General features: G+C 66.4%; 20 protein-coding genes and 1 pseudogene. 13 read left to right on the top strand and 8 right to left on the bottom strand.

All coding sequences use genetic code 11. The annotated features are described in order from the left end of the window. The 3 genes and pseudogenes from PXJ20_RS20720 to PXJ20_RS20710 all read right to left on the bottom strand — a co-directional run. Positions 1-525: pseudogene (locus tag PXJ20_RS20720) on the bottom strand (hypothetical protein); the annotation flags it as partial. A 748-nt stretch (positions 526-1273) separates the two neighbouring features. Next, entirely contained in the window at positions 1274-2050 is a 777-nt protein-coding gene (locus tag PXJ20_RS20715) for an alpha/beta fold hydrolase (protein ID WP_421032085.1), read from the bottom strand. Continuing rightward, positions 2047-3081 (bottom strand): M14 family zinc carboxypeptidase, encoded by a 1035-nt coding sequence (locus tag PXJ20_RS20710; protein ID WP_199542365.1) that lies wholly within the window; start codon positions 3079-3081, stop codon positions 2047-2049. Before PXJ20_RS20710 ends, PXJ20_RS20715 begins: the two co-directional genes overlap by 4 nt. Positions 3082-3404: 323 nt before the next feature. On the opposite strand from PXJ20_RS20710, the gene phnC reads away from it, so the two are divergent. From phnC to PXJ20_RS20690, 4 genes are all read left to right on the top strand, one after another. Then, positions 3405-4295 (top strand): phosphonate ABC transporter ATP-binding protein, encoded by an 891-nt coding sequence (gene phnC / locus PXJ20_RS20705; protein ID WP_421032084.1) that lies wholly within the window; start codon positions 3405-3407, stop codon positions 4293-4295. Positions 4296-4434: 139 nt separating this feature from the next. Continuing rightward, on the top strand, positions 4435-5421 hold the full coding sequence (gene phnD / locus PXJ20_RS20700) for a phosphonate ABC transporter substrate-binding protein (RefSeq protein ID WP_421032083.1): 987 nt from the start codon (positions 4435-4437) through the stop codon (positions 5419-5421). Then, positions 5418-6341 carry a phosphonate ABC transporter, permease protein PhnE gene (gene phnE, locus PXJ20_RS20695; RefSeq protein WP_421032082.1) on the top strand — a complete coding sequence of 308 codons (924 nt, stop codon included), beginning with the start codon at positions 5418-5420 and terminating at the stop codon, positions 6339-6341. The genes phnD and phnE overlap by 4 nt, the downstream gene beginning before the upstream one ends. 173 nt (positions 6342-6514) lie before the next feature. Beyond that, a complete protein-coding gene (locus PXJ20_RS20690; RefSeq protein WP_277598422.1) occupies positions 6515-7360 on the top strand; it encodes a DMT family transporter in 846 nt (281 codons plus the stop codon). A 203-nt stretch (positions 7361-7563) separates the two neighbouring features. Here the strand turns inward: PXJ20_RS20690 and PXJ20_RS20685 are convergent, their stop codons facing one another. After that, a complete protein-coding gene (locus PXJ20_RS20685) occupies positions 7564-9216 on the bottom strand; it encodes a PLP-dependent aminotransferase family protein (RefSeq protein WP_421032081.1) in 1653 nt (550 codons plus the stop codon). A 230-nt stretch (positions 9217-9446) separates the two neighbouring features. On the opposite strand from PXJ20_RS20685, the gene gabT reads away from it, so the two are divergent. From gabT to PXJ20_RS20655, 6 genes are all read left to right on the top strand, one after another. Continuing rightward, entirely contained in the window at positions 9447-10670 is a 1224-nt protein-coding gene (gene gabT / locus PXJ20_RS20680; protein WP_240659132.1) for a 4-aminobutyrate--2-oxoglutarate transaminase, read from the top strand. Positions 10671-10727: 57 nt separating this feature from the next. Next, entirely contained in the window at positions 10728-12179 is a 1452-nt protein-coding gene (gabD, locus tag PXJ20_RS20675) for an NADP-dependent succinate-semialdehyde dehydrogenase (RefSeq protein ID WP_421032080.1), read from the top strand. A gap of 433 nt (positions 12180-12612) precedes the next feature. Beyond that, positions 12613-13149, top strand: a complete 537-nt coding sequence (locus tag PXJ20_RS20670; protein ID WP_421032079.1) for a PAAR domain-containing protein — start codon at positions 12613-12615, stop codon at positions 13147-13149. Then, the gene (locus PXJ20_RS20665; protein ID WP_421032078.1) at positions 13149-13964 is read left to right on the top strand and encodes a hypothetical protein; all 816 of its coding nucleotides are present in this window, start codon (positions 13149-13151) and stop codon (positions 13962-13964) included. Before PXJ20_RS20670 ends, PXJ20_RS20665 begins: the two co-directional genes overlap by 1 nt. A 17-nt stretch (positions 13965-13981) precedes the next feature. Next, positions 13982-14314 (top strand): hypothetical protein, encoded by a 333-nt coding sequence (locus tag PXJ20_RS20660; protein WP_199542350.1) that lies wholly within the window; start codon positions 13982-13984, stop codon positions 14312-14314. A gap of 24 nt (positions 14315-14338) precedes the next feature. Further along, complete coding sequence (locus tag PXJ20_RS20655; protein WP_421032077.1) at positions 14339-14671, top strand: hypothetical protein; 333 nt, start codon at positions 14339-14341, stop codon at positions 14669-14671. A gap of 26 nt (positions 14672-14697) precedes the next feature. Here PXJ20_RS20655 and PXJ20_RS20650 read toward each other — a convergent pair whose 3' ends face one another. Then, positions 14698-15660, bottom strand: coding sequence for a helix-turn-helix transcriptional regulator (locus tag PXJ20_RS20650; RefSeq protein WP_421032076.1), 963 nt, complete (start codon positions 15658-15660; stop codon positions 14698-14700). A 183-nt stretch (positions 15661-15843) separates the two neighbouring features. On the opposite strand from PXJ20_RS20650, the gene PXJ20_RS20645 reads away from it, so the two are divergent. After that, the gene (locus PXJ20_RS20645) at positions 15844-17136 is read left to right on the top strand and encodes an APC family permease (protein WP_421032653.1); all 1293 of its coding nucleotides are present in this window, start codon (positions 15844-15846) and stop codon (positions 17134-17136) included. A 48-nt stretch (positions 17137-17184) separates the two neighbouring features. Here PXJ20_RS20645 and pcaF read toward each other — a convergent pair whose 3' ends face one another. After that, complete coding sequence (gene pcaF, locus PXJ20_RS20640; protein ID WP_421032075.1) at positions 17185-18387, bottom strand: 3-oxoadipyl-CoA thiolase; 1203 nt, start codon at positions 18385-18387, stop codon at positions 17185-17187. Between the two features lie 362 nt (positions 18388-18749). Here pcaF and PXJ20_RS20635 point away from each other — a divergent pair, with 362 nt between their 5' ends. After that, a complete protein-coding gene (locus tag PXJ20_RS20635) occupies positions 18750-19574 on the top strand; it encodes an IclR family transcriptional regulator (protein ID WP_421032074.1) in 825 nt (274 codons plus the stop codon). Positions 19575-19596: 22 nt separating this feature from the next. Here PXJ20_RS20635 and PXJ20_RS20630 read toward each other — a convergent pair whose 3' ends face one another. Together PXJ20_RS20630 and PXJ20_RS20625 are read right to left on the bottom strand one after the other, a co-directional pair. Beyond that, positions 19597-20889 (bottom strand): MFS transporter, encoded by a 1293-nt coding sequence (locus PXJ20_RS20630; protein ID WP_413215112.1) that lies wholly within the window; start codon positions 20887-20889, stop codon positions 19597-19599. After that, positions 20886-22091 carry a M20 aminoacylase family protein gene (locus PXJ20_RS20625; RefSeq protein WP_126878827.1) on the bottom strand — a complete coding sequence of 402 codons (1206 nt, stop codon included), beginning with the start codon at positions 22089-22091 and terminating at the stop codon, positions 20886-20888. Before PXJ20_RS20625 ends, PXJ20_RS20630 begins: the two co-directional genes overlap by 4 nt. Positions 22092-22233: 142 nt before the next feature. Here PXJ20_RS20625 and PXJ20_RS20620 point away from each other — a divergent pair, with 142 nt between their 5' ends. Further along, a complete protein-coding gene (locus tag PXJ20_RS20620) occupies positions 22234-23160 on the top strand; it encodes a LysR family transcriptional regulator (RefSeq protein WP_421032073.1) in 927 nt (308 codons plus the stop codon). Positions 23161-23199: the final 39 nt, after the last annotated feature.

Here is a 23199-nt window from a genome sequence, read left to right as displayed (position 1 = left end):
GCCGCCGCTGCCACTGCCGCGTCCGCCCGCTGCGCCCGCGGCGCCGCCTTGCGTGCCGCCTGCTGATGCCTGGCCGCCGCGGCCGCCGTTGCCGCCATAGCCGTCGCCGGCCGTGGCGCTGCCGTTGTTGGCATCGCCGGCACTCGCGCTGCCGTTCTGCGCGCTACCGCCGCTGCCGCCAGCGCCGCCCGCACCACCGGCTCCGCCCTTGCCGCCATAGCCGTCGCCGCCATAACCTGCACCGCCCTTACCGCCGCGGGCGCCGTTTGCGTTACCCCAGTTCCCCGCGTAGTTGCCAATGCCGGAGACGCTCAGGTTCGTCACGGTGCCGTCGAGCTTGCTGAGCGCGACAACCTTGGTGGAGTTGAATGAATCCTGGTAGGCGGTGGCGCCTGCAGCGAGTTCGTTGGCGTTGCTGCCCGTCGTGCTGGTCTGGCTGGAGCTTGCTGAGCTGGTGAGCGTGTTTGCGCCGGTGGTGGAGCTCTGGTCGCATGACTTGCTCGAGTCACTGCATGGATTTGCCATTGCGTATCCGCTAAAGCCCAGGGCCAGGGCCGCGGCGGACGCCAATAAGGTTCTGCGCATGGGATCCTCCTGTTCGTGATAAGGGGCGGCTTGGCCAACCACGCCAATCCGCGGCACGTCAACGCATAGGTGATGCCATTCGCGCAAACCTTTGAAAAACAAGGGAAAGTTAAATTTTCCGGAGCGTGCGATATTTTTATAAGGGTTTACCCCTATGTTTTATGTTTCAGCAGCGCAACGGGAAATCGGAGCATATCGCGGCGATTAAAATGTGCGTTCGCACATTTCCATAACATTCATGGAATTACAGAAGGAATTTGAAGTTTAATCGTAAAAATAAAAAGTGTTTCGTTGCTGCTATCCGGAAAGATGGTGTAAGACCCGGAAAGCACGAGGAGGCGTTGCGCAAACGATTCAACGCTCATTCTCTGCGCCTTACCCAGAGCGGGCGCGGCGCTTGCTCATAGTTTGGATTCGACGCGCGGCCCATGCGCGATATGTGCTGGAAAAACGTATCCTTTTAAGTTAGATAGACCACAAAGCGCGAATTAATTCGCCAATTGCGAATTCATTATGCATCACATTTTTCGGACAAGGCAACATAACTGTCATACGAGATTGCATTGCACCAATGCGCACGTCCGTTCGCCTCACCACATTATCGTCTAATAATAACTTTCCTCAGACATGGGAAAGTATTTAAAAGCCTTTTTATCCAGGATTTTAAAATCGCCGCACACCATTGCCGCTACGAGCCGGCATGCGCGGTTTCGGCCATCCAGTGGTCGACGGACTGGCAGGTCCAGAGAGGATCGTCATGCGGAAGATCGTGACCGGCCCACGGATGCTGGAGATGCGTGGCCTGCCAGCGCGCCGCGAGTGTCTGCGAGCACACGGGGTTCACCAGTTCGTCTCCACGCGACGAGAGCACGAGCACCGGACAGGCAGGCGCGGCCGCCCGTGCCGAGAAATGCGCCGCGGCCCACAGTTGCCGCAGCGCGTTGGCTCGCGTGACCGGCGCGCTGCGCCTGATGGCCGACCAGGCCACCACGTCCTCGTCGAAGGTCTGGCGGCGGTTGCAGGTGAGGCGGTGCACACGCGCCTCGATGGCGTTCGCGTTCTGCGGATCGCCCCACGCGAGCGCGATGCGCGCGAGGTCCGGCCACGCGCCCGGCTGCAGGCGTTCCGCAGCGCGGTTGAACGGCCGCATGCTCGTGTTGACGAGCACGAGCCGCGCGATATCGGCGGGATGACGGGTTGCCCAGTCCGCGGCCACCATGCCGCCCAGCGACATGGCCAGCACGTTGAACGGCCCCGTCTTGCCCGCCTGAAGCAGCGCCAGCCGCACGAAGCCCACCATGTCGGCGACTTCGAGCGGCGAACGCAGCCTCGCGAACGTGCCGTTGCCGGGCAGGTCGAGCGCGTAGACATCGCGCGCGGCCAGGGTGTCGCGCAACACGTCCGGCAGCCTGCCCCAGTGGCGCGCTTCGCGCGTGAGCCCGCGCAGCAGGATCCAGGTGCTCATGCGCCGGGCTTGCGATACCAGTGCGCAATGGCACGCTGGAGCATCTGCTGGCGCGCATAGCCTTGCGGCAGCCAGCGCTTCGACGAAAACGCGGCGCGCGCGAGAAAGTCGAACAGGTTCGCGTGACGGCGCAGCACGCGCGCCGTGCGATGCGCCATCACCGGGTTGAAGATGCCCTGGCGCGAAAAGATCTGCCGAGGGTTCTTCTTGATCCACAGCCACGAGCCCAGTTCGAGCGTGAGCGGCAGGAAGATGTTCTGCACGGGCGCGCGGTCGTAGGCGCAGTCCCACAAATCGCCGTGCAGCAGGTACTGGTGGCTCTGCGGCTCGAACTTGTAGCCGTGGTGCGGATGCGCGCCCTCGAACATCGACTTGAGCGCGTACATCTCCGGCAGGTGGTGCATGAGCTTGCGCGTGCGCGCGTAGGGAAACCAGATGCTGTCGGCCCAGCCGTAGCCCGAGTGGCAATCGAGCGCGATGCTGAGCGGCCGCGTTGCCAGTTCTTCCTCCACGAGCTTGAGAAGCGCCGCCGCTTCGGGCTCCATCGGCTCGCCGCGCCTGCCGCGATACCAGGGCAGCCACGCGCCCACGCGCTGACCGCCCGCCAGAAACGGCACGCGCGCGTCGGCGTCCTGCGGGGCGTTGCGCATCAGGTCCACGCCGTTCGGATTCGCGCGCGTGGCCTGCCACATGCCGCCCGGGTTCACGATGGGCATGAAAACGAGCCGGATGGATTCGAGTTGGCGCAGCAGCAGGTCGTCCCATTCGAGACGGTCCACCAGCGCGCGCATGTAGTCGAGCACGAGGTGCGTGCCGATGCGCTCCAGCCCATGAATGCCGCCGAAGAACCCGATAGCGGGCGCCGCGGGATTATCGGAACCGATGCACGCGGTGTAGAGCCGGAAGCTGCGGCCGTGAACGCTTGTTTCGCCGGCGCTGCGGATGTCGAACCAGGCACGGCCGTCGTCGAGAATCGACTTGAGGTCTTCGTATTCGGCAAAGCTGTCGGGAAGGAAACTGAGGGCCTGCATGACGACGCCGGTTCCTTTCGCTATTGTCGGGTTTGCCGAGCCTGTTCACGGCGCGCGCTAATGCTTCAAATATAGCCGCTTCATGACGAATAAAGCATGACAGTGTGACCTTTCACACGAACGTCACACGGCGGCCGGTTGCGGGTGCAACGCGCCGGTTCGCGACGGCTTTTCCGCTCCGCCTACACATATAGTCATCTAGACGTCTCGATGGCTTCACCGAACCGTCATAGACCCTTCCTAGAATGCCTCGACATTCACGGGCGCACGCCATCGACCCAGCGCATCAGCGCGCCCGCGCCTGAAACCACGACGGAACTGTGATGGACGCCATTCGCATCGAACGCCTGTCGAAGACCTTCAGCAACGGCCGCAAGGCGCTCGACGAAATCGATCTGCGCATCGAGCCCGGCGAGATGGTCGCGCTCATCGGCGCGTCGGGCTCGGGCAAGTCGACGCTGCTGCGCCACATCGCGGGCTTCACGGCGGGTGACGCGCAGCCCTCGCAGATCTCCGTGATGGGCCGCCCGATCCAGCAGAACGGCAAGATCGTGCGCGAGGTGCGCCGCATTCGCCGCGACATCGGCTTCGTGTTCCAGCAGTTCAACCTCGTCGCGCGGCTCACGGTGGAAACCAACGTGCTGATCGGCGCGCTCGCGCGGCTGCCGCTGTGGCGGCGGCTGATCGGACACTTTCCGCGCGAAGCGCGCGAGACGTCGCTCGACGCGCTGGCCGAAGTGGGCATTGCGGAACACGCCTACGAACGCGCCTCAACGCTTTCGGGCGGCCAGCAGCAGCGCGCAGCGCTTGCGCGAGCGCTCGTGCAGCGCGCGCAGATCATCCTCGCCGACGAACCCATCGCCTCGCTCGATCCCGAATCGTCGCGCCGCGTCATGGACATGCTGCGCGCGCTCAACGCGGGCCACGGGCTCACGGTGCTCGTGTCGCTGCATCAGGTGGACATCGCGATGCAGTACTGCCCGCGCACCATCGCGCTGCGCCGCGGCCGCGTGGTCTACGACGGCCCCTCGGCCGCGCTCACGCCCGCGCTGCTGCAACGTCTTTACGGCGACGACGCGCGCACGCTCTACGAAGGCGCAACCACGCGACGCGACGCACCCGATGCACCGGTTGCCGAGCATGCGCGAGCGGACGCCGACGCCGACGCCGGCCTGATCGCGCCGGCAAGGCATCCCATCGCCAACCCGGCCTGACTGCACGCGCAGTCAACGCGTACCCCTAATGCACGCCTAATGCACCCCTAACGCACGCTCGATGTCTCCCAACGCATCCTCAACGCGCACGCAACCCGCCTCCCCGCTCATCACCGATCCACCCAACGGACCTGTCCTCATGAAACTGCTTCGCTTCCTGCTTGCCGGCGCCGCGGCCTGCGCCACGTTCGCCGCCGTGACTGCCCACGCCGAAGACCTCAGCTTCGGCATCATCTCGACCGATTCGTCGGCGGTGCTCAAGCAACGCTGGCAACCGCTCATCGACGACCTCAACAAGCAGACCGGCCTCTCCGTGAAGGCCTTCTTCGCCACGGACTACGCGGGCATCATCGAAGGCATGCGCTTCAACAAGGTGCAGATCGGCTACTTCGGCAATGCATCGGCGATGGAAGCCGTGGACCGCGCCAACGGCGAAGTGTTCGCCAAGGTGAAGTACGCGAACGGCGACGCGGGCTATCACTCGGTGCTCATCACGAACGTGGCGAGCCGTTTCAAGACGCTCGACGACGTGTTCCGCAACACGAAGGACGTGAACCTCGGCTTCGGCGACCCGAACTCGACTTCGGGCAGCCTCGTTCCGGGCTACTACCTGTTCGCGAAGCGCAACGTGCCGGTCAACACGTCGGCCTTCAAGATGGTGCTGCCCGCAAGCCACGAGGCGAACCTGCTCGCCGTGGTGAACAACAAGATCGACGTGGCGACCAACAACACCATCGAACTCGCGACGCTGCAAAAGCAGCACCCGGACAAGTACGCCCAGGTGCGCGTGCTGTGGACCTCGCCGATCATTCCGTCGGACCCGCTCGTCTGGCGCAAGGACCTGCCCGACGCCACCAAGGAAAAGCTGCGCAACTTCTTCTACCACTACGGAGAGAGCGACCCGCGCGAGAAGGCCGTCATGGCGGCGATCACGGGCTTTGCGGGATTCGCGCCGTCGTCGAACGAGCAGTTGCGCGCCGTGCGTGAAATCGCGCTCTTCCAGCAAAAGCAGAAGATCGCGAACGACACCCAGCTTTCCGACGACGACCGCAAGACGCAGCTCGCCGCGCTCGACGCGAAGCTCACGGCGCTCTCCGCGCTCTCGGGCACGGCGCCGAAGCAATGAACGCGGCGCAAGCGGGGGACGTGGCACAAGCGGGGGACGTGGCGGCATCGGGCGGGGCGGCGCAGGCGCCGGTTTCGGTCGGGACCTCGGCGGACCGCGATGCGGCAGCCACAGCAGCAGGCGCCCGCGACGGCCACGCCGCCGCCCTGCGCCCGCGAGCGCCCACCAAACGCGGCTGGGCATCGCTCGCAGGCTGGGCAGTGGCGTTCGTGCTGCTCGGCGCGTCGTGGCGCGGCGCGGACATGCGCCCGCTCGAGCTGTTCTCCGACGCCGGCAACATGGGCCAGTTCGCCCGCGAGTTTTTCCCACCCGACTTCACCGAGTGGCACACGTACCTGCACGAAATGCTCGTGACGCTCGCGGTCGCGATCTGGGGCACGGCGCTTGCCATCGTGTGCGCGGTGCCGTGCGGGCTCGCCTGCGCGCACAATCTCGCGCCGCGCTGGGTGCTGCATCCGGTGCGCCGCGTCATGGACGCCTGCCGCGCCATCAACGAAATGGTGTTCGCGATGCTGTTCATCGTCGCGGTGGGGCTGGGGCCGTTCGCGGGCGTGCTGGCGCTGTGGGTCCACACCACGGGCGTGCTCGCCAAGCTCTTCGCCGAAGCGGTGGAAGCCATCGATCCGCGCCCCGCCGAAGGCGTGCGGGCCACGGGCGCGTCGCCGCTCGACGAGATCGTCTACGGCGTGCTGCCGCAGGTGCTGCCGCTGTGGATTTCGTATGCGCTCTACCGCTTCGAATCGAACGTGCGCTCGGCGATGGTGGTGGGCATGGTGGGCGCGGGCGGCATCGGCGTGGTGCTTTACGAGGCGATCCGCTCGTTTAATTACGCGCAAACGTCCGCGGTGATCCTGATGGTGATCGCGGTGGTGACGTTCATCGACGTGGTGTCGGCCTGGCTGCGGGAGCGGGTGACCTGAGTGCTTGACCTGAGCAGGTGACCTGAAGGCGTGGGGCGGCCAGGCATCGGCTCCCGGCAAATCCCCAGGGCCGAAACGTGAATGGGCCGCCGGGGCGAGGCCGCTGCCATAATCGCGCGGTCGCCCCGGGTCCACCGCCCGCCACCTCACGCCACCGCCTGCATCGTCTGCCGATGGAAACCGCCGTCGTCCTGCTGGTTCTGCTCTCCGCCCTGCTTCACGCCTCCTGGAACGCCTTCCTGCATCTCTCGGATGACCGCGTCTGGCTGCTCGGCATCATGTCGATTCCGTACCTCGTCGTGAGCGGTGTCGGCGTGGCCCTGCTGCCGCTGCCGGCGCCCGCGAGCTGGCCGTATATCGCGGCGTCTGTCGTGCTGGAGTTCGCGTATTGCCTCTCGCTCATTCGCGCCTATCGCAGCGGGGACTTCGGGCAGATCTACCCGATTGCGCGCGGGCTTTCGCCGCTGCTCGTATTTCTCGGCGCGCTCGTGTTCGCTCACGAGGCACTCAAGCCGCTCGCGGCGGCGGGCGTCGCGCTGGTCTCGGCGGGCATCGTCTCGCTCGCGTTTCGCCGCGGCATGCGCTTTTCCGGCGAAAGCGTGCCGTTCGCGCTGCTCACGGGCTTGTTCATCGCCTCGTATTCGGTGGTGGATGGCATCGGCGCGCGTCTTGCCGGCAACGGCTTCAGCTACGTGATGTGGGTCTATCTGCTCTGGAACGTGCCGCAATTTCTGCTGGTCTGGCATTGGCGCGGCGGCGCGGCCGGGCTCTTCGGGTCGCGCGCGCAGCGGCCTCAGGTCTTCAAGGGCATGCTCGCGGGCGTGCTCGCACTCGTGGCCTACGCGCTCGTGATCGAGGCGTTCCGCTATCTGCCCATCGCGATGGTCTCCGCGCTGCGCGAACTGAGCTCCATCTTTGCGGTGCTGATCGGCTGGCTCTTCATGCACGAGACACTGAGCCGCCGACGCATCGTGGCCTGCGCGCTCGTTACCGTCGGGGCGGTGCTGATCCGGCTTTGATGCTCCGATGCTTTGATACTTCGGGGCTTCGATCCTTCGGGGCTTCGATCCTTCAACGCATCGCGCGCTGCCCAACATCGCCGCGCGCTCTCCTGCCGGCTGTGGCGGTTCAGGTCCAGGCGCTTCAGGCGAGGAAGACCCCCACGGCCGCTGCCGCCCAGCTCGGCAACTTCATCAACGGCGAGCCGTGGGGTGACGGCTTTTCAGGCGTACTCGGGCAGCGTGGCGTCGATGGCTTCGGCGAGCAGGCCGAAGGCGGGCGCGATCTCCTCGTCCGGCACGCAGGCGTAGCCCGCGAGCAGCCCGCGCGGCGCGCTCGCCGGTTGCGCGTAGTAGCCCGACAGCGGGCGCACCACGATGTTGCGTTCGAGCGCCGCGGCCGCCACGGCGCGATCGTCGGCGCCCGGCGGCAATTGCATGACGAGGTGCAGACCGGCGTCGCCGCCCACCGCGGGCAGCGCGTCGCCATAGCGGGCGGCCACGGCGTCGAGCAGCGTCTGCCGGCGCTGCCCGTAGAGCGCGCGCATCTTGCGGATGTGCGACGTGAAATGCCCCTCGGCGATGAATTCGGCGAGCACCGCCTGCTGCAACAGCTGCCCTTCGCGGTACAGCTCGGCGCTGGCCGTGGCGAAGGTGTCGGCGAGCGCTTCGGGCACCACCAGATAACCCACGCGCAGCCCCGGAAACAGCGTCTTGCCGAAGCTGCCCACGTAGATCACCTGGCCCGCCGTATCGAGACCCTGAAGCGACGCGAGCGGGCGGCTGCCGTAGCGGAACTCGCTGTCGTAGTCGTCTTCGATGATCCAGCAGCGGTGCTGGCGCGCGTACTCCAGCAGCATGCGGCGCCGTGCGAGCGTCATCACCATGCCCAGCGGATATTGATGCGAGGGCGTGACGAGCATGAGCTTGGGCGGCTGCGCGAGATCGTCGGGCGACGGGGCGATGCCTTCGCTGTCCACGGCGATGGGCCGCGATTGCAGACCGGAGACGTGCAGCACGCTGCGCACGCCCCAATAGCACGGGTCTTCGGTCCAGATCACGTCGCCGGGGTCGGAGAGCAGACGTACGGCCAGATCCACGGACTGATGAATGCCCGTGGTGATGACGATCTGCTCGGGCATGCAGCGCACGGAACGCGAGGTGCGCAGATAGTCGGCGAGCGCGTGGCGCAGCGAGGCGAGGCCGCCGCCCGGCGCATAGGTGAGCAGGTCCGGCCGCAGCCGTCGCCAGTATTTGTTGTGCAGCCGGCTCCAGACACGCGCCGGGAAACGCGAGACGTCGGGCACGCCGGGCATGAACGCGCCCCACTGACGCTTCGAGACGCCGGCGCCCGCGATCAACCGGGCGCCGCGGGCCGAGAGCACATCGGCCGGATCGATGCGCGGGGCGGCGAGGCCTCGCGCGCTGCGATCCGCCGTGGAGGGCAATCCGGCCGCGGAACCGGCCAGGCTCGCCGACGCCTCGCGCCGCCCTGCGAAGCCGCTGCCGGCCGGCTGCGCTTGCCTGCCCGTCTGGAAGACTGCGCCAGCCGCCGCCGAACCGTCACTGCTCCTCACGGCATCGCCCATATCCCCCACGATCTCATCCGGCGCGCTGTCCGCCACGAACGTGCCGCGCCCCGTCGCCGAAGTCACGTAGCCTTCCAGCGCCAGTTGCTCGTACACCTGCGTCACGGTATTGCGGGCAATACCCAGTTCGCTCGCGAGCAGCCGCGAGGACGGCACCCGCGTGCCCGCCGGCAATTCACGGGACAAAATGGCCTGCTGCAGCAGCCGGTGCAGCTGGCGATAGACGGGCTGGCCGCTGCCGCGGTCGATGCGCTGGGCCAGCCAGTCGGAGAGCACGCTCTTGCGCAAGATTGGCTCCTAAGAATTTACCGGAATGGCTCTGAAATCCGGAGCCAAACCTGAGTATAGTCGCTGCACGTACTGCGCACGACGTGGGAACTGCGCGCCAATCTGCCAACCCCGCCAACCCACGCCACCCCCGCCAACCATATGGGAAGGAGATCACTGTGACGAACGCCAACGACAACGCCGGTCTGCATAGCCGCAAAGACGCCGCAACGCCTCGCGGCGTGGGGGTGATGTGCAACTTCTACGCCGAGCGCGCCGAAAACGCGGAACTCTGGGACGTGGAAGGCCGCCGCTTCATCGACTTCGCCGCGGGCATCGCTGTAGTGAACACGGGCCACCGGCATCCGAAGATCGTCGCGGCCATTCGCGCGCAACTGGACCGCTTCACCCACACGGCGTACCAGATCGTGCCGTACGCCTCGTACGTGGAACTCGCGGAGAAGATCAATCGTCGTGCGCCCGGCAACTTCCCGAAGAAGACCGCGTTCTTCACGACGGGCGCCGAAGCTGTCGAAAACGCCGTCAAGATTGCGCGCGCCCACACCGGCCGTCCGGGCGTGATCGCCTTCACGGGCGGCTTCCACGGCCGCACGATGATGGGCATGGCGCTCACGGGCAAGGTCGCGCCGTACAAGATCGGCTTCGGGCCGTTCCCGGGCGACGTGTTCCATGCGCCGTACCCGAACCCGCTGCACGGCGTGAGCACCGCTGACGCCCTGCAAGCCATCGAATTCCTGTTCAAGGCCGACATCGATCCGAAGCGCGTCGCGGCCATCATCTTCGAACCCGTGCAGGGCGAAGGCGGCTTCTACCCGGCGCCTGCGGACTTCGTGCGTGCCCTGCGCAAGATCTGCGACGAGCACGGCATCCTGCTGATCGCCGACGAAGTGCAGACGGGCTTCGCGCGCACCGGCAAGCTCTTCGCGATGGAGCATCACGACGTGGTGCCCGACCTCATGACGATTGCCAAGAGCCTGGGCGGCGGCATGCCGATCTCGGGCGTGGTGGGCCGCGCCGACGTGATGGACGCCGCGGCGCCCGGCGGCCTGGGCGGCACCTACGCGGGCAACCCGCTCGCCGTGGCCGCCGCGCACGCGGTGCTCGACGTGATCGACGAAGAACGGCTCTGCGACCGCGCCACGGCGCTCGGCGAGCGTCTCAAGGCCAAGCTCAGCGCGCTCAAGGGCGAGGTGCCGCAGATCGCCGACGTGCGCGGCCCCGGCGCGATGATCGCCGTCGAGTTCTGCAAGGCCGGCACGGACCAGCCGGACGTCGACTTCACGAAGCGCGTGCAGGCGCGTGCGCTGGAGCGCGGACTGCTGCTGCTCGTGTGCGGCGTCTACTCGAACGTGATCCGCTTCCTGTTCCCGCTCACGATCCAGGAAGCCGTGTTCGACGAAGCGCTCGGCATTCTCGAAGAAGTGCTCAAGGAAAGCGTGGCCGTGGCCGCGTGAATCTGACCGAACGCCGCCTTACCGAACGCACCCGCACCTGACCGACCGGAACCGCACATGAAGCTCAACGACCCCTCACTGCTGCAAACGAAGGCGTACCTGGCCGGCGAATGGCAAGGCGCCGACGACGGCTCGACCTTCGACGTCGTGAACCCCGCCACCGGCGAGCGCATCGCCAGCGTGCCGCGCATGGGCGCGCCCGAAACGCGTCGCGCCATTGCCGCGGCCAACGCCGCATGGCCCGCATGGCGCGCGAAGACCGCGAAGGAACGCTCGCAAGTCCTGCGCAAGTGGTACGACCTGATGGTGCAGCACGCCGACGACCTCGCGCTGATCCTCACCATCGAGCAGGGCAAGCCGCTCGCCGAGGCGAAGGGCGAGATTCTCTACGCGGCATCGTTCATCGAATGGTTCGCGGAAGAAGGCAAGCGCGTCTACGGCGACACGATTCCGACGCCGGCCGGCGACAAGCGCATCGTCGTCACGAAGGAACCGGTGGGCGTGTGCGCGGCCATCACGCCCTGGAACTTCCCGGCGGCGATGATCACGCGCAAGGTGGGCCCCGCGATGGCGGCGGGCTGCCCCATCGTCGTGAAGCCGGCCGAAGCGACGCCGCTCTCCGCGCTCGCGCTGGCCGTGCTCGCCGAGCGTGCAGGCGTGCCGAAGGGCGTGTTCAGCGTCGTGACGGGCGACCCGAAAGCGATCGGCGGCGAACTCACGGGCAACGCGACCGTGCGCAAGCTCTCGTTCACGGGCTCGACGCAGGTGGGCCGTCTGCTGATGGCGCAGTGCGCGCCCACGGTAAAGAAGGTCTCGCTGGAGCTGGGCGGCAACGCGCCGTTCATCGTGTTCGACGACGCCGATCTCGACGCAGCGGTAGCCGGCGCCATCGCGTCGAAGTACCGCAACAGCGGCCAGACCTGCGTCTGCACGAACCGCTTCTACGTGCACGAGCGCGTCTACGACGCGTTCGCCGCGAAGCTGCAGGAAGCCGTGATGCAGTTGAAGGTAGGCCGCGGCACGGAGCCGGGCGTGGTGCAAGGTCCGCTTATCAACGAAGCTGCGGTGCTGAAGGTGGAGTCGCACATCGAAGACGCGCTCGCCAAGGGCGCGCGCGTGCTGACGGGCGGCAAGCGTCACGCGCTCGGACACGGCTTCTTCGAACCCACCGTGCTCGCCGACGTCACGCCCGCCATGAAGGTGGCGCGCGAAGAAACGTTCGGGCCGCTCGCGCCGCTGTTCCGCTTCTCGTCGGACGAAGAAGTGATCCGCCTCGCCAACGACACCGAGTTCGGCCTCGCCTCATACTTCTACAGCCGCGACATCGGCCGCGTGTGGCGCGTGGCGGAAGCGCTCGAGTACGGCATGGTGGGCATCAACACCGGCCTCATCTCGAACGAGGTGGCACCGTTCGGCGGTGTGAAGCAGTCGGGCCTCGGGCGCGAAGGGTCGCACTATGGGATCGATGATTATGTTGTGATCAAGTATTTGTGTATGGGCGGGGTTTAGCCTTCTCTGAAGGACTTCCGTTGCGAAGGTCGCGCCACGCCCTACGCGCGCCAATGCGGCGGAAGTCCACAGCAACTGTCCGCGGGTGACCGCCTCGAACCTTCTCCGGCGCACGTCGTCGAGCAGCCATCCAGACAACCGGGAAGCCCTTCCCGACGTCCGACCATCGAGCACGCGCTCGCGCAATACCGCTCTCTCCACCACAAGCGCTCCCGCCATCCTGGGCGGCGTCCCGCCGTGGCGCGATGGCGCTGTCGCAATCACCAGCCCACGCCAATTCCATTCGGTTTGAATCACCCCCACGCAGGCCATGCGCAGTGGCACTTCCCGAACGGAAGCGGCGTGCCGTTGAGTATTGTTTAGCAGTCTCTTTCTTGCCATGACATCGAGTGCATGGTAATTAAACGGCTGCTCTGGCACTCAACGGTCCAATATGCGACGCAGTTATCTAAAAACCGGCGATAAATCGTCGGCCGACGGAACGGTCATTGAGGGAATTCCCGGCGTAACGCATAACGGCACCGAATTCACTTTTGTCGGCGCACGGGTGGACTGTCCCGCCTGCAAATCGGTCGGCGCGATCGCCGCCCGTGGCCCTCGCTGGCCCGGCTCCATGATGGGAAAGGACCGGGCACTGGAAGGCGATATCTGCATGTGCAAATGCTCGCCACCGCCGACCATGATTGCATCCCAATCCGTCATGTTCGAAAGCTTCGAAGGTGATGCATTACCGACCATGGGTTTTGCCGCAAATGGCGAGCCTCTTGCGCACGCCTTCAACGGCTATAACCAGCACTTCCAGATAATTAATAGCGACGGCGAGCCGGTTGAAGGACTGCCCTACCTTCTCAAGAGTGCGGATGGCACAACCGTGGAGGGCACCACATCGAGCGCCGGCGTAACCGATCTGGTATCGGCTAACGGTGCGCACGACGTCCAGTTTCTGCTTCACATCGTGGGGGGCGAATAATGCAGTTAGCCAGCGGCGTGATGACCCCCAGGGATGACCGCAAGCCGATCACGGTGCAATGCAAGGTCTACTGGATTCACCGCCACGAATGGAATGCCCAATGGATCGCGCAATATCATGCCGCGGCACCGTCCCTCGCAAAAGAAATACAGGCTCGCAAGGTCGACATGTCCAGACTGGACAGTGAACCTGTCGACGGATCGCCCACTGGCGGCAACGAAGCAAACCGGTTCACGTGCGAAGACTTCGCATTCGAGGTCCTCATAGAATTTGCGTCGCGCAACAAACTTCCACTGAAAATCAAGACGGATTCAGCGGTCTTCAAAAACATCGACAAGGACTTCAGGTCGGGTAACAAAACGGCTCCCCCGACACCCGCCGGATTCGCGCTCGACGTGGCCTATGCGAGCGGCGCTCCCGACGTACTGAAGAACGCCTTGCCTGTTGCGGAGAGCGATCTGTTGCCAGGTGACCTCTTCGTCGAATTCAACGGCGGCCACATTCAGGTGGTTACTGGCGTTGCGCGTGGCAAGATCGATATCATGCAGGGCAACTTCCCGGGCCCGGGTGAAACACCCAGGCGAAAATGGACGAGCTACCTCGAACTCGGTCCGTGGTTGCGCTCAACGAACGACGGCAACCGGGAAAGCTCGAACTATCTGGGCGCCCCCGTTCAGGACGCCAGCTATGAGCAGCGCGGCGGCAAGTGGATGTATCAGCGCCATTACGGCAACTACCAAAACTGGGACAGCGATGTCTGGGGCACCATGAACAAACATGTCCGCTGGAACTTCGCCGAGTTCAACAATCTATGAGACTGCGGCTTATCGTCATGGCGTTCGTCGTGCTCGCCCTGTGTTACTTCGGTGCGGGCGCGCCGGCAATAGCCTTGCTGCTCAAACCCGCGGTCATCGGCGATGGACTGGCACTGAAGTCGATCACGTACCATTGGGCCAATCGCGCCGACCGCGCCATACCGGAAACCGAATTGCTGGCCAGCCGCTTTTACGTGCTGCTGCTCGCAGCCATCAGCGTGGTTGCAGCCGTGTCTGCACTCAAGGCAGATCGCGACGCCAGGCGCTTCGCTTTTGCGTTGGGCTGGTCCGTCGTTATCTTCGGCATTCTGTTCTATGCGCAGATGCAGGCTTTTTACACGGTCGGCTAAGTCATGAAACAACGAGCCGCAGTCATGCTGTCCGTCGTTGCCTCGCTAATTGCGATAGTGGGACTCGCCTTCGTCGCAGGCACGCTGATTCGACTCAGAAGTCTCGACCAACTGCATCGCCTTCTGAGCTACGACTACATGAGCCTTGTCGACAGTCGGGCCGACGGCGCCCTCGGCGGCGTGGCAAGCGACTTCTTCACGGGCATTGCCTTCATGCTCGTCGGGAGCGTCCTTTTCACGAGGGTGGCGAATACCGGTCGCGTCGCACGCGTTATATCGGCGCTTCTGTTTGTGTTTCTCGCCGTCACGTTGGTGTATGCCTGCCTGACGTCTCGCGTCGGGATGGCACCGTATTGATGCGGCGCGCTCTGGCGCGCGCTGTCCTACCCCCCATTCAGCGCCACCACCCGCCCCGCCAGTTCACGCAGCCGCTCCCGTAGCTCGGGCGGAGCAAGCACCTCGACGTTCGGCCCCATCGCCAGCAGTTGTTCAGCGGCGAAGTCGAAAGTCTCCACGGGCAACGTCACTTCCTGCCAGCCGTCAGCGTCCGCTGGCGCAATCGCGGCCTGCTCCACCGACGCCGCGCCCAGCTTCGCGAGCCGCACCATGCCTTCGCGCGTCACCCGCAACCGCGCCGTGCCCTTGAGCAGGCTCTTCTCGTAGGCCGCAACGGACGCGCTCCATTGCGAGCGCAGATCGAAATCGCCTGGCCGCTCGAAGCGCTCGTTGTCCAGCACGTCGAGCCGCGTGATGTTCGCCACCTTGTAGACGCGCTGGCTGTCGCGCACGCGCGCCACCAGATACCAGTCGCCCGCCTTGAGCACGAGCCCGAGCGGCTCGCGCTTGCGCATGCCGGTGCCCTGCCAGCTGCGGTAATGCATCGCGACGCGCTTCTGCTGCCACACCGCGCTCGCCAGCTGCGGCAGCAGCGGCACCGGCGCGGGCCGCTTGTACCAGTCCACGGGATCGATATGCAGCCGTGCGCCGATTCGCGCCATCGCCGCGCCGCTGTCGTCGGGGGCGGCAGCGATGAGCTTCAGTTGCGCGGCGCGCAATTCGTCGGCGAGACCGAGGTCCGCAGCCGCACCGCCCAGGCCGGCGAGTGCAAGCGTGTCGGCGTCGGCACGGGTGAGATCGGCAAGCGGCGTGCGATAGCCGTCGAGCAACGCGAAGCCGCCTCCGGGCCCGCGGTCGGCGTAGACCGGCACGCCGGCTGCACTCAGCTGATCGATGTCTCGATAGACGGTGCGAATCGAGATCTCGAACTCGTCGGCCAGCGCCTGCGCCGTGACGCGTCCGCGGCCTTGCAGCAACAGCAGCATTGAAATGAGGCGGCTCGTACGCATACGGCGTGTTCCTCGCAGTTCTGGAGATCCTGACACCGGTTGTCAGCTATTGGGCAGTATAAGAACAGTCGAGGCAACGGTGCACCGCACCCGCGCTTCCTCACTACGGAACCGTTCATGTCCACCGTTCAGAAACGCGTCCCGGCAAGCACCGGGGCTCAAGCTGATGCCACAGCCTCCCGCATCGCGCACGAGAACGGCTCGTCGGCGCCCGTCCGACGCGGCCGGCTCACCGTGCTGCAAGGCACGGCGCTCTATATCGGCGCCGTGCTCGGCACGGGCGTCATCGCCCTACCCGCGCTCGCCGCACAGGTGGCGGGACCGGCCTCGCTGCTTGCGTGGCTCGCGCTCGTCGTGCTCTCGGCGCCGCTTGCCGCGACGTTCGCCGCGCTCGGCATCCGCTTTCCCGATGCGGGCGGCGTCTCGACCTACGTGCGCAATGCGTTCGGGCCGCGCGCCGCAGCCGTGGTGGGCTGGTGCTTCTACTTCACGGTGCCGGCAGGGTCGCCAGCCGCCGGCATGTTCGCCGGCGCCTATGTGGCCGCGGCGTTCGGCGGCGGCGAGCACACGACGATCGTGACGGCCGCCGCGCTGGTGCTCATCGTGAGCGCGGCCAACGCGTGGGGCTTGACGGTGTCCGGGCGCTTGCAGCTCGTGCTCGCCGCACTTCTCGTGGGATTGCTGCTGGTCGCGGTGGCGGCGTCGGCACCGCATGCGCGCGCGGCCAACCTGCATCCGTTCGCGCCGCACGGCTGGCTTGCCGTCGGGCCTGCCGCGGCGTTGCTCGTGTGGAGCTTTGCTGGCTGGGAGGCCATCACGCATCTCGCGGGCGAGTTCCGGCATCCCGCACGCGACTTGCCGCTCGCCACGGGCATCGCGGTTGTGATCGTCGGCGTGCTTTACATGGCGGTGGCCGCCGCGAGCGTGCTCGTGCTCGGGCCGGCAGCGGGTGCATCGACTGCGCCGCTCGCGCAACTGCTGGCCACCGGCGTGGGCGGCAAGGCTCAGGCGTTGACGGCCGTGGCGGCGCTACTGCTCACGCTCGGCACGATGAACGCGTATTTCGCGGGCGCCGCCAAGCTGGGCGCGGCATTGGGCCGCGACGGCGCGCTGCCGGCATGGCTGGCACGCGGCAGTCTGGCGGGCGATGTGCCGCGCCGCAGCCTCGCTATGGTGTTCGCCCTCGCAGCGGGCATGCTGATTCTGGTGGCAGCGAGCGGCATCGGGACGAAGTCGCTCGTATTGATGACGACGGGCTCGCTGGTCGCGATTTACGTGCTGGGAACGGCCGCGGCGCTGCGGCTGTTGCCGCGCGGCAGCGCCGCCCACCGCTGCGCGGCGGTAGCATTCGTGGCCGTGGTGGGACTGCTTGCGCTGACCGGCTGGTATCTGCTCTGGCCACTCGCCATTGCGGCGTGCGCGCTGGGATATCTGCGGTTGCGGGAATGTGGCAGCGCGGACGCGCGGGGACGCTGACATAGGCCGCGCCCCCGCGCCTTGAAGCTCAGGCGCAGGTCGCGTCGATCAAACCCGTTCGATCGCAATCGCGATGCCCTGGCCCACGCCGATGCACATCGTGCAGAGCGCGTAGCGGCCCTGGGTACGTTGCAACTGATACATCGCGGTGGTCACGAGGCGCGCGCCGCTCATGCCGAGCGGATGCCCCAGCGCGATGGCGCCGCCGTTCGGATTCACGCGTGGATCGTCGTCGGCCACGCCGAGCATGCGCAGCACGGCGAGCCCTTGCGAGGCGAACGCCTCGTTCAGCTCGATCACGTCGAACTGACCGATGGTCATGCCAAGCCGCGCGAGCAGCTTCTGCGTGGCGGGCGCCGGGCCGATGCCCATTACGCGCGGCGCGACGCCCGCCGTCGCCACGCCCAGCACGCGTGCACGCGGCACAAGGCCGAAGCGCTTCGCGCTTGCCTCGCTCGCGAGCAGCAGCGCCGCCGCGCCGTCGTTGACGCCCGAGGCATTGCCCGCCGTCACCGTGCCGTCGGACCGCACCACGCCCTTGAGCTTCGCGAGCGCTTCGAGGCTCGTTTCGCGCGGATGCTCGTCTTTCGCAATCACCACCGGCTCGCCCTTCTTCTGCGGGATCGTGACCGGCACGATTTCCTGCGCGAGCGTGCCGTCGGCCTGCGCGCGCGCAGCCTTCTGCTGGCTGCGCAGCGCGAAGGCGTCCTGGTCCGCGCGACTCACCTCGTAGTCTTGCGCCACGTTTTCGCCGGTCTCCGGCATCGAATCCACGCCGTATTGCTGCTTCATGAGCGGATTGACGAAGCGCCAGCCGATCGTGGTGTCGTAGATGGCCGCCTCGCGCGAAAACGCCGCGGCGGCCTTGCCCATCACGAACGGCGCGCGGCTCATGCTTTCCACGCCGCCCGCGATCATCAGCCCGGCCTCGCCCGATTTGATGGCGCGCGCCGCAATGCCCACGGCGTCCATGCCCGAGCCGCACAGGCGATTCACCGTCGAGCCCGGCACGCCCTGCGGCAAGCCCGCGAGCAGCAACGACATGCGGGCCACGTTGCGGTTGTCTTCGCCGGCCTGGTTCGCGCAGCCGAAGATCACGTCGTCGATCGCGTTCCAGTCCACTTCCTTGTTGCGCTCCATCAGCGCCTTGAGCGGCACGGCGCCCAGGTCGTCGGCGCGCACCTGCGCGAGGGCGCCCGCGTAGCGGCCGATGGGGGTGCGAATGGCGTCGCACAGGAAGGCTTCGGTCATCTGTGTCTCCGGTGGCAGATCATGGCTCAAAGTTCTATATACGAACCGTAGATCGTATAACGAACATTGAGGCCGATGGTAGGCCTGCCCGGACCGGCATGTCAAGCCACGCGCCGGACCGCTGCGGTCTACCAGCGCGCGCGCTCCAGCAGCCGAACCGCCGCCTGCGCGTCGCATGACGAGCGTGCCCGCCTGTCGGGCTTCAGGAATGCCAGAGTCGGCCGCCGCTGTGCCCACCGCAGGTTCGCATCCGCCGCAAGATCCGCGCGAAGCGCGGTTGGCGAAACAAAACGCATGCGCTATCTTCACGGGTTCCTGAAACGGCGCGCCTTTTGCCGTCCCCGCCTTCCCCCCTTGCGTTTATGAGCCAAGCCCACGACGACCTCACGCCCGTTCCCGACACCGCCGCCCAGGCGCCCGACAAACCCGGCGATTCGTACGTGCAGTCGTTCGCGCGCGGTCTTTCCGTGATCCGCGCCTTCAATGCCCAGCGGCCCGAGCAGACGCTGACCGAAGTCGCCGCCGCCACGGGTCTCACGCGCGCGGGCGCGCGGCGCATCCTGCTCACGCTGCAAACGCTGGGGTATGTGGAAACCGAAGGGCGGCTCTTCCGGCTCACGCCGAAGATTCTCGACCTCGGCTTCGCCTATCTGACCTCGATGCCGTTCTGGAATCTTGCCGAGCCGGTGATGGAGGAACTGTCGGCCGAGGTTCACGAGAGCTGCTCGGCGGCCGTGCTCGACCGGACCGAAATCGTCTACGTGCTGCGCGTGCCCACGCACAAGATCATGACGATCAATCTGTCGATCGGCAGCCGCCTGCCCGCGTATTGCACGTCGATGGGTCGCGTGCTGCTTTCCGCACTCGACGAAGCCGCGCTCGACGCCACCCTCGACGCCTCGCCGCTCCAGACGCACACGCCGCGCACGGTCACGGACAAGGACGAGTTGAAGAAGATCATCGCGCAGGTGCGTCGCCAGGGCTGGGCCATTGTGGACCAGGAGCTGGAAGGCGGCCTGATTTCGCTCTCGGCGCCTATCCGCAATCGCCAGGGGCGCGTCATCGCGGCCATGAACATCAGCGGCAACGCGCAGCGCACCTCGGCGAAACAGATGGTGAAGACTTTTCTGGAGCCGCTTCAGCAGGCGGCGCAACGCGTTTCGCAGATGGTGGCCCTGCGCGGCTGAGCGCGCCGGCCAGCCCTCGCCGTCAGTCCGCCGCTTCCTTCGCGGTCTCGCGCAGCAGCGAGACCGCCACCAGCGACGCCAGCACGCACAGCGCGACATAACCCGCCGGCGCGAGCTTGCTGCCCGTCACGCGGATCAGCCACGTCGCCACCAGTTGTGCCGTGCCGCCGAACACGCAAACCGCGAGCGCATACGCGATCGAAATGCCCGTAGCCCGCACACGGCGCGGGAACGATTCGCACATCAGCGCGAACTCCGACGCCGAGCCCATCGAGTAGCACAGCAGCATCAGCGCCGTGAGCCCCATGATGACGGGCAGCGACGGAAAGCGGTTGATGAGCAGGAAGGCGGGAAAGAGCATCAGCAAAAGCGCGCCGCGCCCCACGAGCAGCGGCAGCTTGCGGCTTCCCAGGCGATCCGAGAGCGCGCCGAACACGGGGCACATCACCAGCACCACGACGCCCGCCGCCACCCCTACCAGCATCGAAAGCGACATCGGCAGACCCAGCGTGTGAATCGCGTACGTGGGCATGTAGAAGTTGAGGATGTAGATGGAAACCGTGCCGCCCATCACCGTGAGCGTGATGAGCAACAGCGTGCGCAGATGCTCCGTGAACAGCTCGCGCAGTACGCCGCGCGAGAGGCCGTGATGCTCGGCGCCGAGGTCGTCGTCGGCGAGACGCCGGCGCAGATAGATGCCGACCGGCGCGATCAGTAGACCCAGCATAAACGGCACGCGCCACCCCCAGGCTTCCAGCGCCGCCCTCGGCAACGCAGCCGAAAGCGCGGCGGCAATGCCGGAGCCCGTCAGCGCCGCCGCGCCCTGGGTGGCCAGTTGCCAGCTGGCGCGAAAGCCGCGGCTCGTGCGGTTGCCCTGTTCGAGCAGCGTCGAGGTGGCCGCGCCGAACTCGCCGCCCTGCGAGAAGCCCTGAATCAGCCGCGCGAGCACGATGACGACCGGCGCCGCGACGCCGATCTGCGCGTAAGTGGGCGCAATGGCGATGAGCCCCGTGCCGAGCGCCATCAGGAGGATCGTGACGTTGAGCGCCGCCTTGCGTCCTTTGCGGTCCGCGTAGACGCCCAACAGGACGCTGCCGAGCGGCCGCGTGAAAAAGCCCGCCGCAAAGGTGCCGACGGAAAGCAGCAGCGAGTTGGTGGAATCCGCCGACGGGAAATACAGCTTGCCGATGATCACCGCGAAAAAGCCGTAGACGGTGAAGTCGAAGAACTCCAGCCAGTTGCCGATCACGGCGGCTGCAATCGCGCCGCGGCCCGCGCGCGTGGCCGGCGCGACGGTTTGCGTGGCGGTGCTCATCGCTGCCCCAGGTAACGTTCGACGAGCCGCGCCCAGAACGCCGCGCCCACCGGCAGGTTGGTGTCGTTGAAGTCGTAGTGCGGGTTGTGCACCATGCAGCCGTCTTCGCCCACGCCGTTGCCGATGCGCAGGAACGTGCCGGGCCGCTTCTGAAGCATGAAGGCGAAGTCTTCGCTGCCCATCAGCAGGTCGGCCTGGGCCACCACCTTGTCGTGGCCCACGAGTTCGCGCGCCACTTCGACGGCGAAATCGGTCTCGGCCTCGGAATTGATCACCACCGGATAGCCTTCGATGTACTCCACCGTCGCCTTCGCGCCGTAGCTCTCGGCCTGCGCGTGCGCGAGTTCGGCGATGCGCTTTTTCAGCAGCGCGCGCACGTCGGGGCTGAACGAGCGCACGCTCAATTCGAGCCGCGCCGTGCTCGCGATCACGTTGTTCGCGGTGCCCGCATGCATCGAGCCCACCGTGACCACCGCGGGCTGCGCCGGGTCCACGTTGCGCGCGACGATGGTTTGCAGCGCCATCACGATGCTCGACGCCACCACCACGGGGTCCACCGTCAGATGCGGGCGTGCGGCGTGGCCGCCCACGCCCTCGATCACGATCACAGCCTTGTCGCCCGCCGACATGAACGGCCCCTTGCGAAACAGGAACACGCCCGGCTCCGCGCCCGGATGGTTGTGCACGCCGAACACGGCGTCGCACGGAAAACGCTCGAAGAGGCCGTCTTCGATCATTTTTTTCGCGCCGCTATCCACGCCGCTTTCCTCGGCGGGCTGGAAATACAGATGCACCGTGCCCGAGAACCGGCGCGTGGCCGCTAGATGCTGCGCGGCGCCCAGCAGCATGGTGGTGTGGCCGTCGTGACCGCACGCGTGCATCTTGCCGTGCGTGGCGCTCGCATACGGCAAGCCGGTCTCTTCGACGATGGGCAGCGCGTCCATGTCCGCGCGAATGCCGATGCTGCGCGCGCTGTTGCCTACCCCATCACCCACCTTGAGCGTGCCCACCACGCCGGTCTTGCCGACGCCGCGCGTCACCTGCCAGCCCCACGCTTCGAGCCGTTGCGCGACGAGATCGGCCGTTTCGACTTCCTCGTAGGCCAGTTCGGGATGGCGGTGAATCTGGTGACGAATTTCGCGCAGCGCTTCGGCCGCGGGCTGCAGATCGGCGACTTCGGTGAGACGTGTGGCCTGGGTCATCGGTTACTCCTCATCGGCGGTTCCTTCAGGGAACCCTGGTTGATGGGCGAGCACTATATCGGCGCAATTTCCTTCGAATAAGATGCTGTTTTTTTCACCCCGATTAAGTCTGCTTATCACAGGGTTAACCCTCACGTCGCCCATGAAGCTCCAGCAGCTCCAGGCCTTTGTCGCGGCCGCCCACCACAAGAGCCTGCGCGCCGCCGCGCGCGAACTGGGCATTACGCAGCCGGCCGTGACGCACACCATCCGCGAGCTCGAAAACGCGCTCAATGCCGAGTTGATGGTGAGAAGCGTGCGCGGCATCGAACTCACGACGTGCGGGCTCGCGCTGCTGCCGCGCGCCGAGCAACTGCTGGGCGACATGCAGCGCACCGTCGAAGCCGTGGAACAGGTGAAAGGCGAGCTGGCGGGCAAGGTGAGCGTGGGCACCATGCCTTCCATCGCGCTTACAGCGCTGCCGCACGCCGTCTCCGCCTTTCGCGCGGCCATGCCGCTCGTGCAACTGCATCTGGAGGAAGTCACGGTGCCGGACGCCGTCGCGCGGCTGCGCAACGGCAGCCTCGATATCGCGGCGATCCACCACGTACAGGCGCTCGATAGCGACCTCGTGCAGGAACCGCTCTACTCGACGCAGTTCGTCGTCGCCATGCGCGCCGGGCATCCGCTCGCGAAGGCGCGGCGCCTTGCCGACCTCGTGGACGCCGAATGGATCGTGACCGTGGGCGCCGACCACTTCCCGCACAGCGTGATGATGGCGATGTTCAGCGCCCACGGGCTGCCCGTGCCGAAACGGCTGCTGCGCGCGCCGTCGTCGTTTGCCGTGACGCTCGGGCTCGTCTCGCAGACCGACGTGATCGGCTGCTTCACCCGGCCGCTCGCCGCGATGGTCGCGCCGCTCGGCATCCGCGCGGCCGGCATCGAAGAAACGCTGCCCAGTTACGATCTGAGCGTCATCTCGCGCCGCGATCTGCGGCCCACGCCCGCCGCCGCGCAATTCGTCTCGTGCCTGCAGCGCGCCGCGCGCGAATGCTTCGCCACACCCGGCGAACGAGGCGCCGATGGGTAAAACCCCGCTGGGTAAAACCCTCTACGCGCGGCAACTCAA

The sequence above is a fragment of the Paraburkholderia sp. A1RI_3L genome (assembly GCF_048957895.1).
GTDB classification, from domain to species: Bacteria; Pseudomonadota; Gammaproteobacteria; order Burkholderiales; family Burkholderiaceae; genus Paraburkholderia; species Paraburkholderia kururiensis.
This window is presented reverse-complemented; position numbering and strand designations above follow the sequence as displayed.

What these genes read in the sequence shown, in the direction of transcription:
- PXJ20_RS20715 (WP_421032085.1), bottom strand. Translation starts at nt 2,050, where the DNA reads ATGAGCACCTGGATCCTGCTGCGCGGGCTCACGCGCGAAGCGCGCCAC.
- PXJ20_RS20710 (WP_199542365.1), bottom strand. Translation starts at nt 3,081, where the DNA reads ATGCAGGCCCTCAGTTTCCTTCCCGACAGCTTTGCCGAATACGAAGAC.
- phnC (WP_421032084.1), top strand. Translation starts at nt 3,405, where the DNA reads ATGGACGCCATTCGCATCGAACGCCTGTCGAAGACCTTCAGCAACGGC.
- phnD (WP_421032083.1), top strand. Translation starts at nt 4,435, where the DNA reads ATGAAACTGCTTCGCTTCCTGCTTGCCGGCGCCGCGGCCTGCGCCACG.
- phnE (WP_421032082.1), top strand. Translation starts at nt 5,418, where the DNA reads ATGAACGCGGCGCAAGCGGGGGACGTGGCACAAGCGGGGGACGTGGCG.
- PXJ20_RS20690 (WP_277598422.1), top strand. Translation starts at nt 6,515, where the DNA reads ATGGAAACCGCCGTCGTCCTGCTGGTTCTGCTCTCCGCCCTGCTTCAC.
- gabT (WP_240659132.1), top strand. Translation starts at nt 9,447, where the DNA reads ATGTGCAACTTCTACGCCGAGCGCGCCGAAAACGCGGAACTCTGGGAC.
- gabD (WP_421032080.1), top strand. Translation starts at nt 10,728, where the DNA reads ATGAAGCTCAACGACCCCTCACTGCTGCAAACGAAGGCGTACCTGGCC.
- PXJ20_RS20670 (WP_421032079.1), top strand. Translation starts at nt 12,613, where the DNA reads ATGCGACGCAGTTATCTAAAAACCGGCGATAAATCGTCGGCCGACGGA.
- PXJ20_RS20665 (WP_421032078.1), top strand. Translation starts at nt 13,149, where the DNA reads ATGCAGTTAGCCAGCGGCGTGATGACCCCCAGGGATGACCGCAAGCCG.
- PXJ20_RS20660 (WP_199542350.1), top strand. Translation starts at nt 13,982, where the DNA reads ATGGCGTTCGTCGTGCTCGCCCTGTGTTACTTCGGTGCGGGCGCGCCG.
- PXJ20_RS20655 (WP_421032077.1), top strand. Translation starts at nt 14,339, where the DNA reads ATGCTGTCCGTCGTTGCCTCGCTAATTGCGATAGTGGGACTCGCCTTC.
- PXJ20_RS20650 (WP_421032076.1), bottom strand. Translation starts at nt 15,660, where the DNA reads ATGCGTACGAGCCGCCTCATTTCAATGCTGCTGTTGCTGCAAGGCCGC.
- pcaF (WP_421032075.1), bottom strand. Translation starts at nt 18,387, where the DNA reads ATGACCGAAGCCTTCCTGTGCGACGCCATTCGCACCCCCATCGGCCGC.
- PXJ20_RS20635 (WP_421032074.1), top strand. Translation starts at nt 18,750, where the DNA reads ATGAGCCAAGCCCACGACGACCTCACGCCCGTTCCCGACACCGCCGCC.
- PXJ20_RS20630 (WP_413215112.1), bottom strand. Translation starts at nt 20,889, where the DNA reads ATGAGCACCGCCACGCAAACCGTCGCGCCGGCCACGCGCGCGGGCCGC.
- PXJ20_RS20625 (WP_126878827.1), bottom strand. Translation starts at nt 22,091, where the DNA reads ATGACCCAGGCCACACGTCTCACCGAAGTCGCCGATCTGCAGCCCGCG.
- PXJ20_RS20620 (WP_421032073.1), top strand. Translation starts at nt 22,234, where the DNA reads ATGAAGCTCCAGCAGCTCCAGGCCTTTGTCGCGGCCGCCCACCACAAG.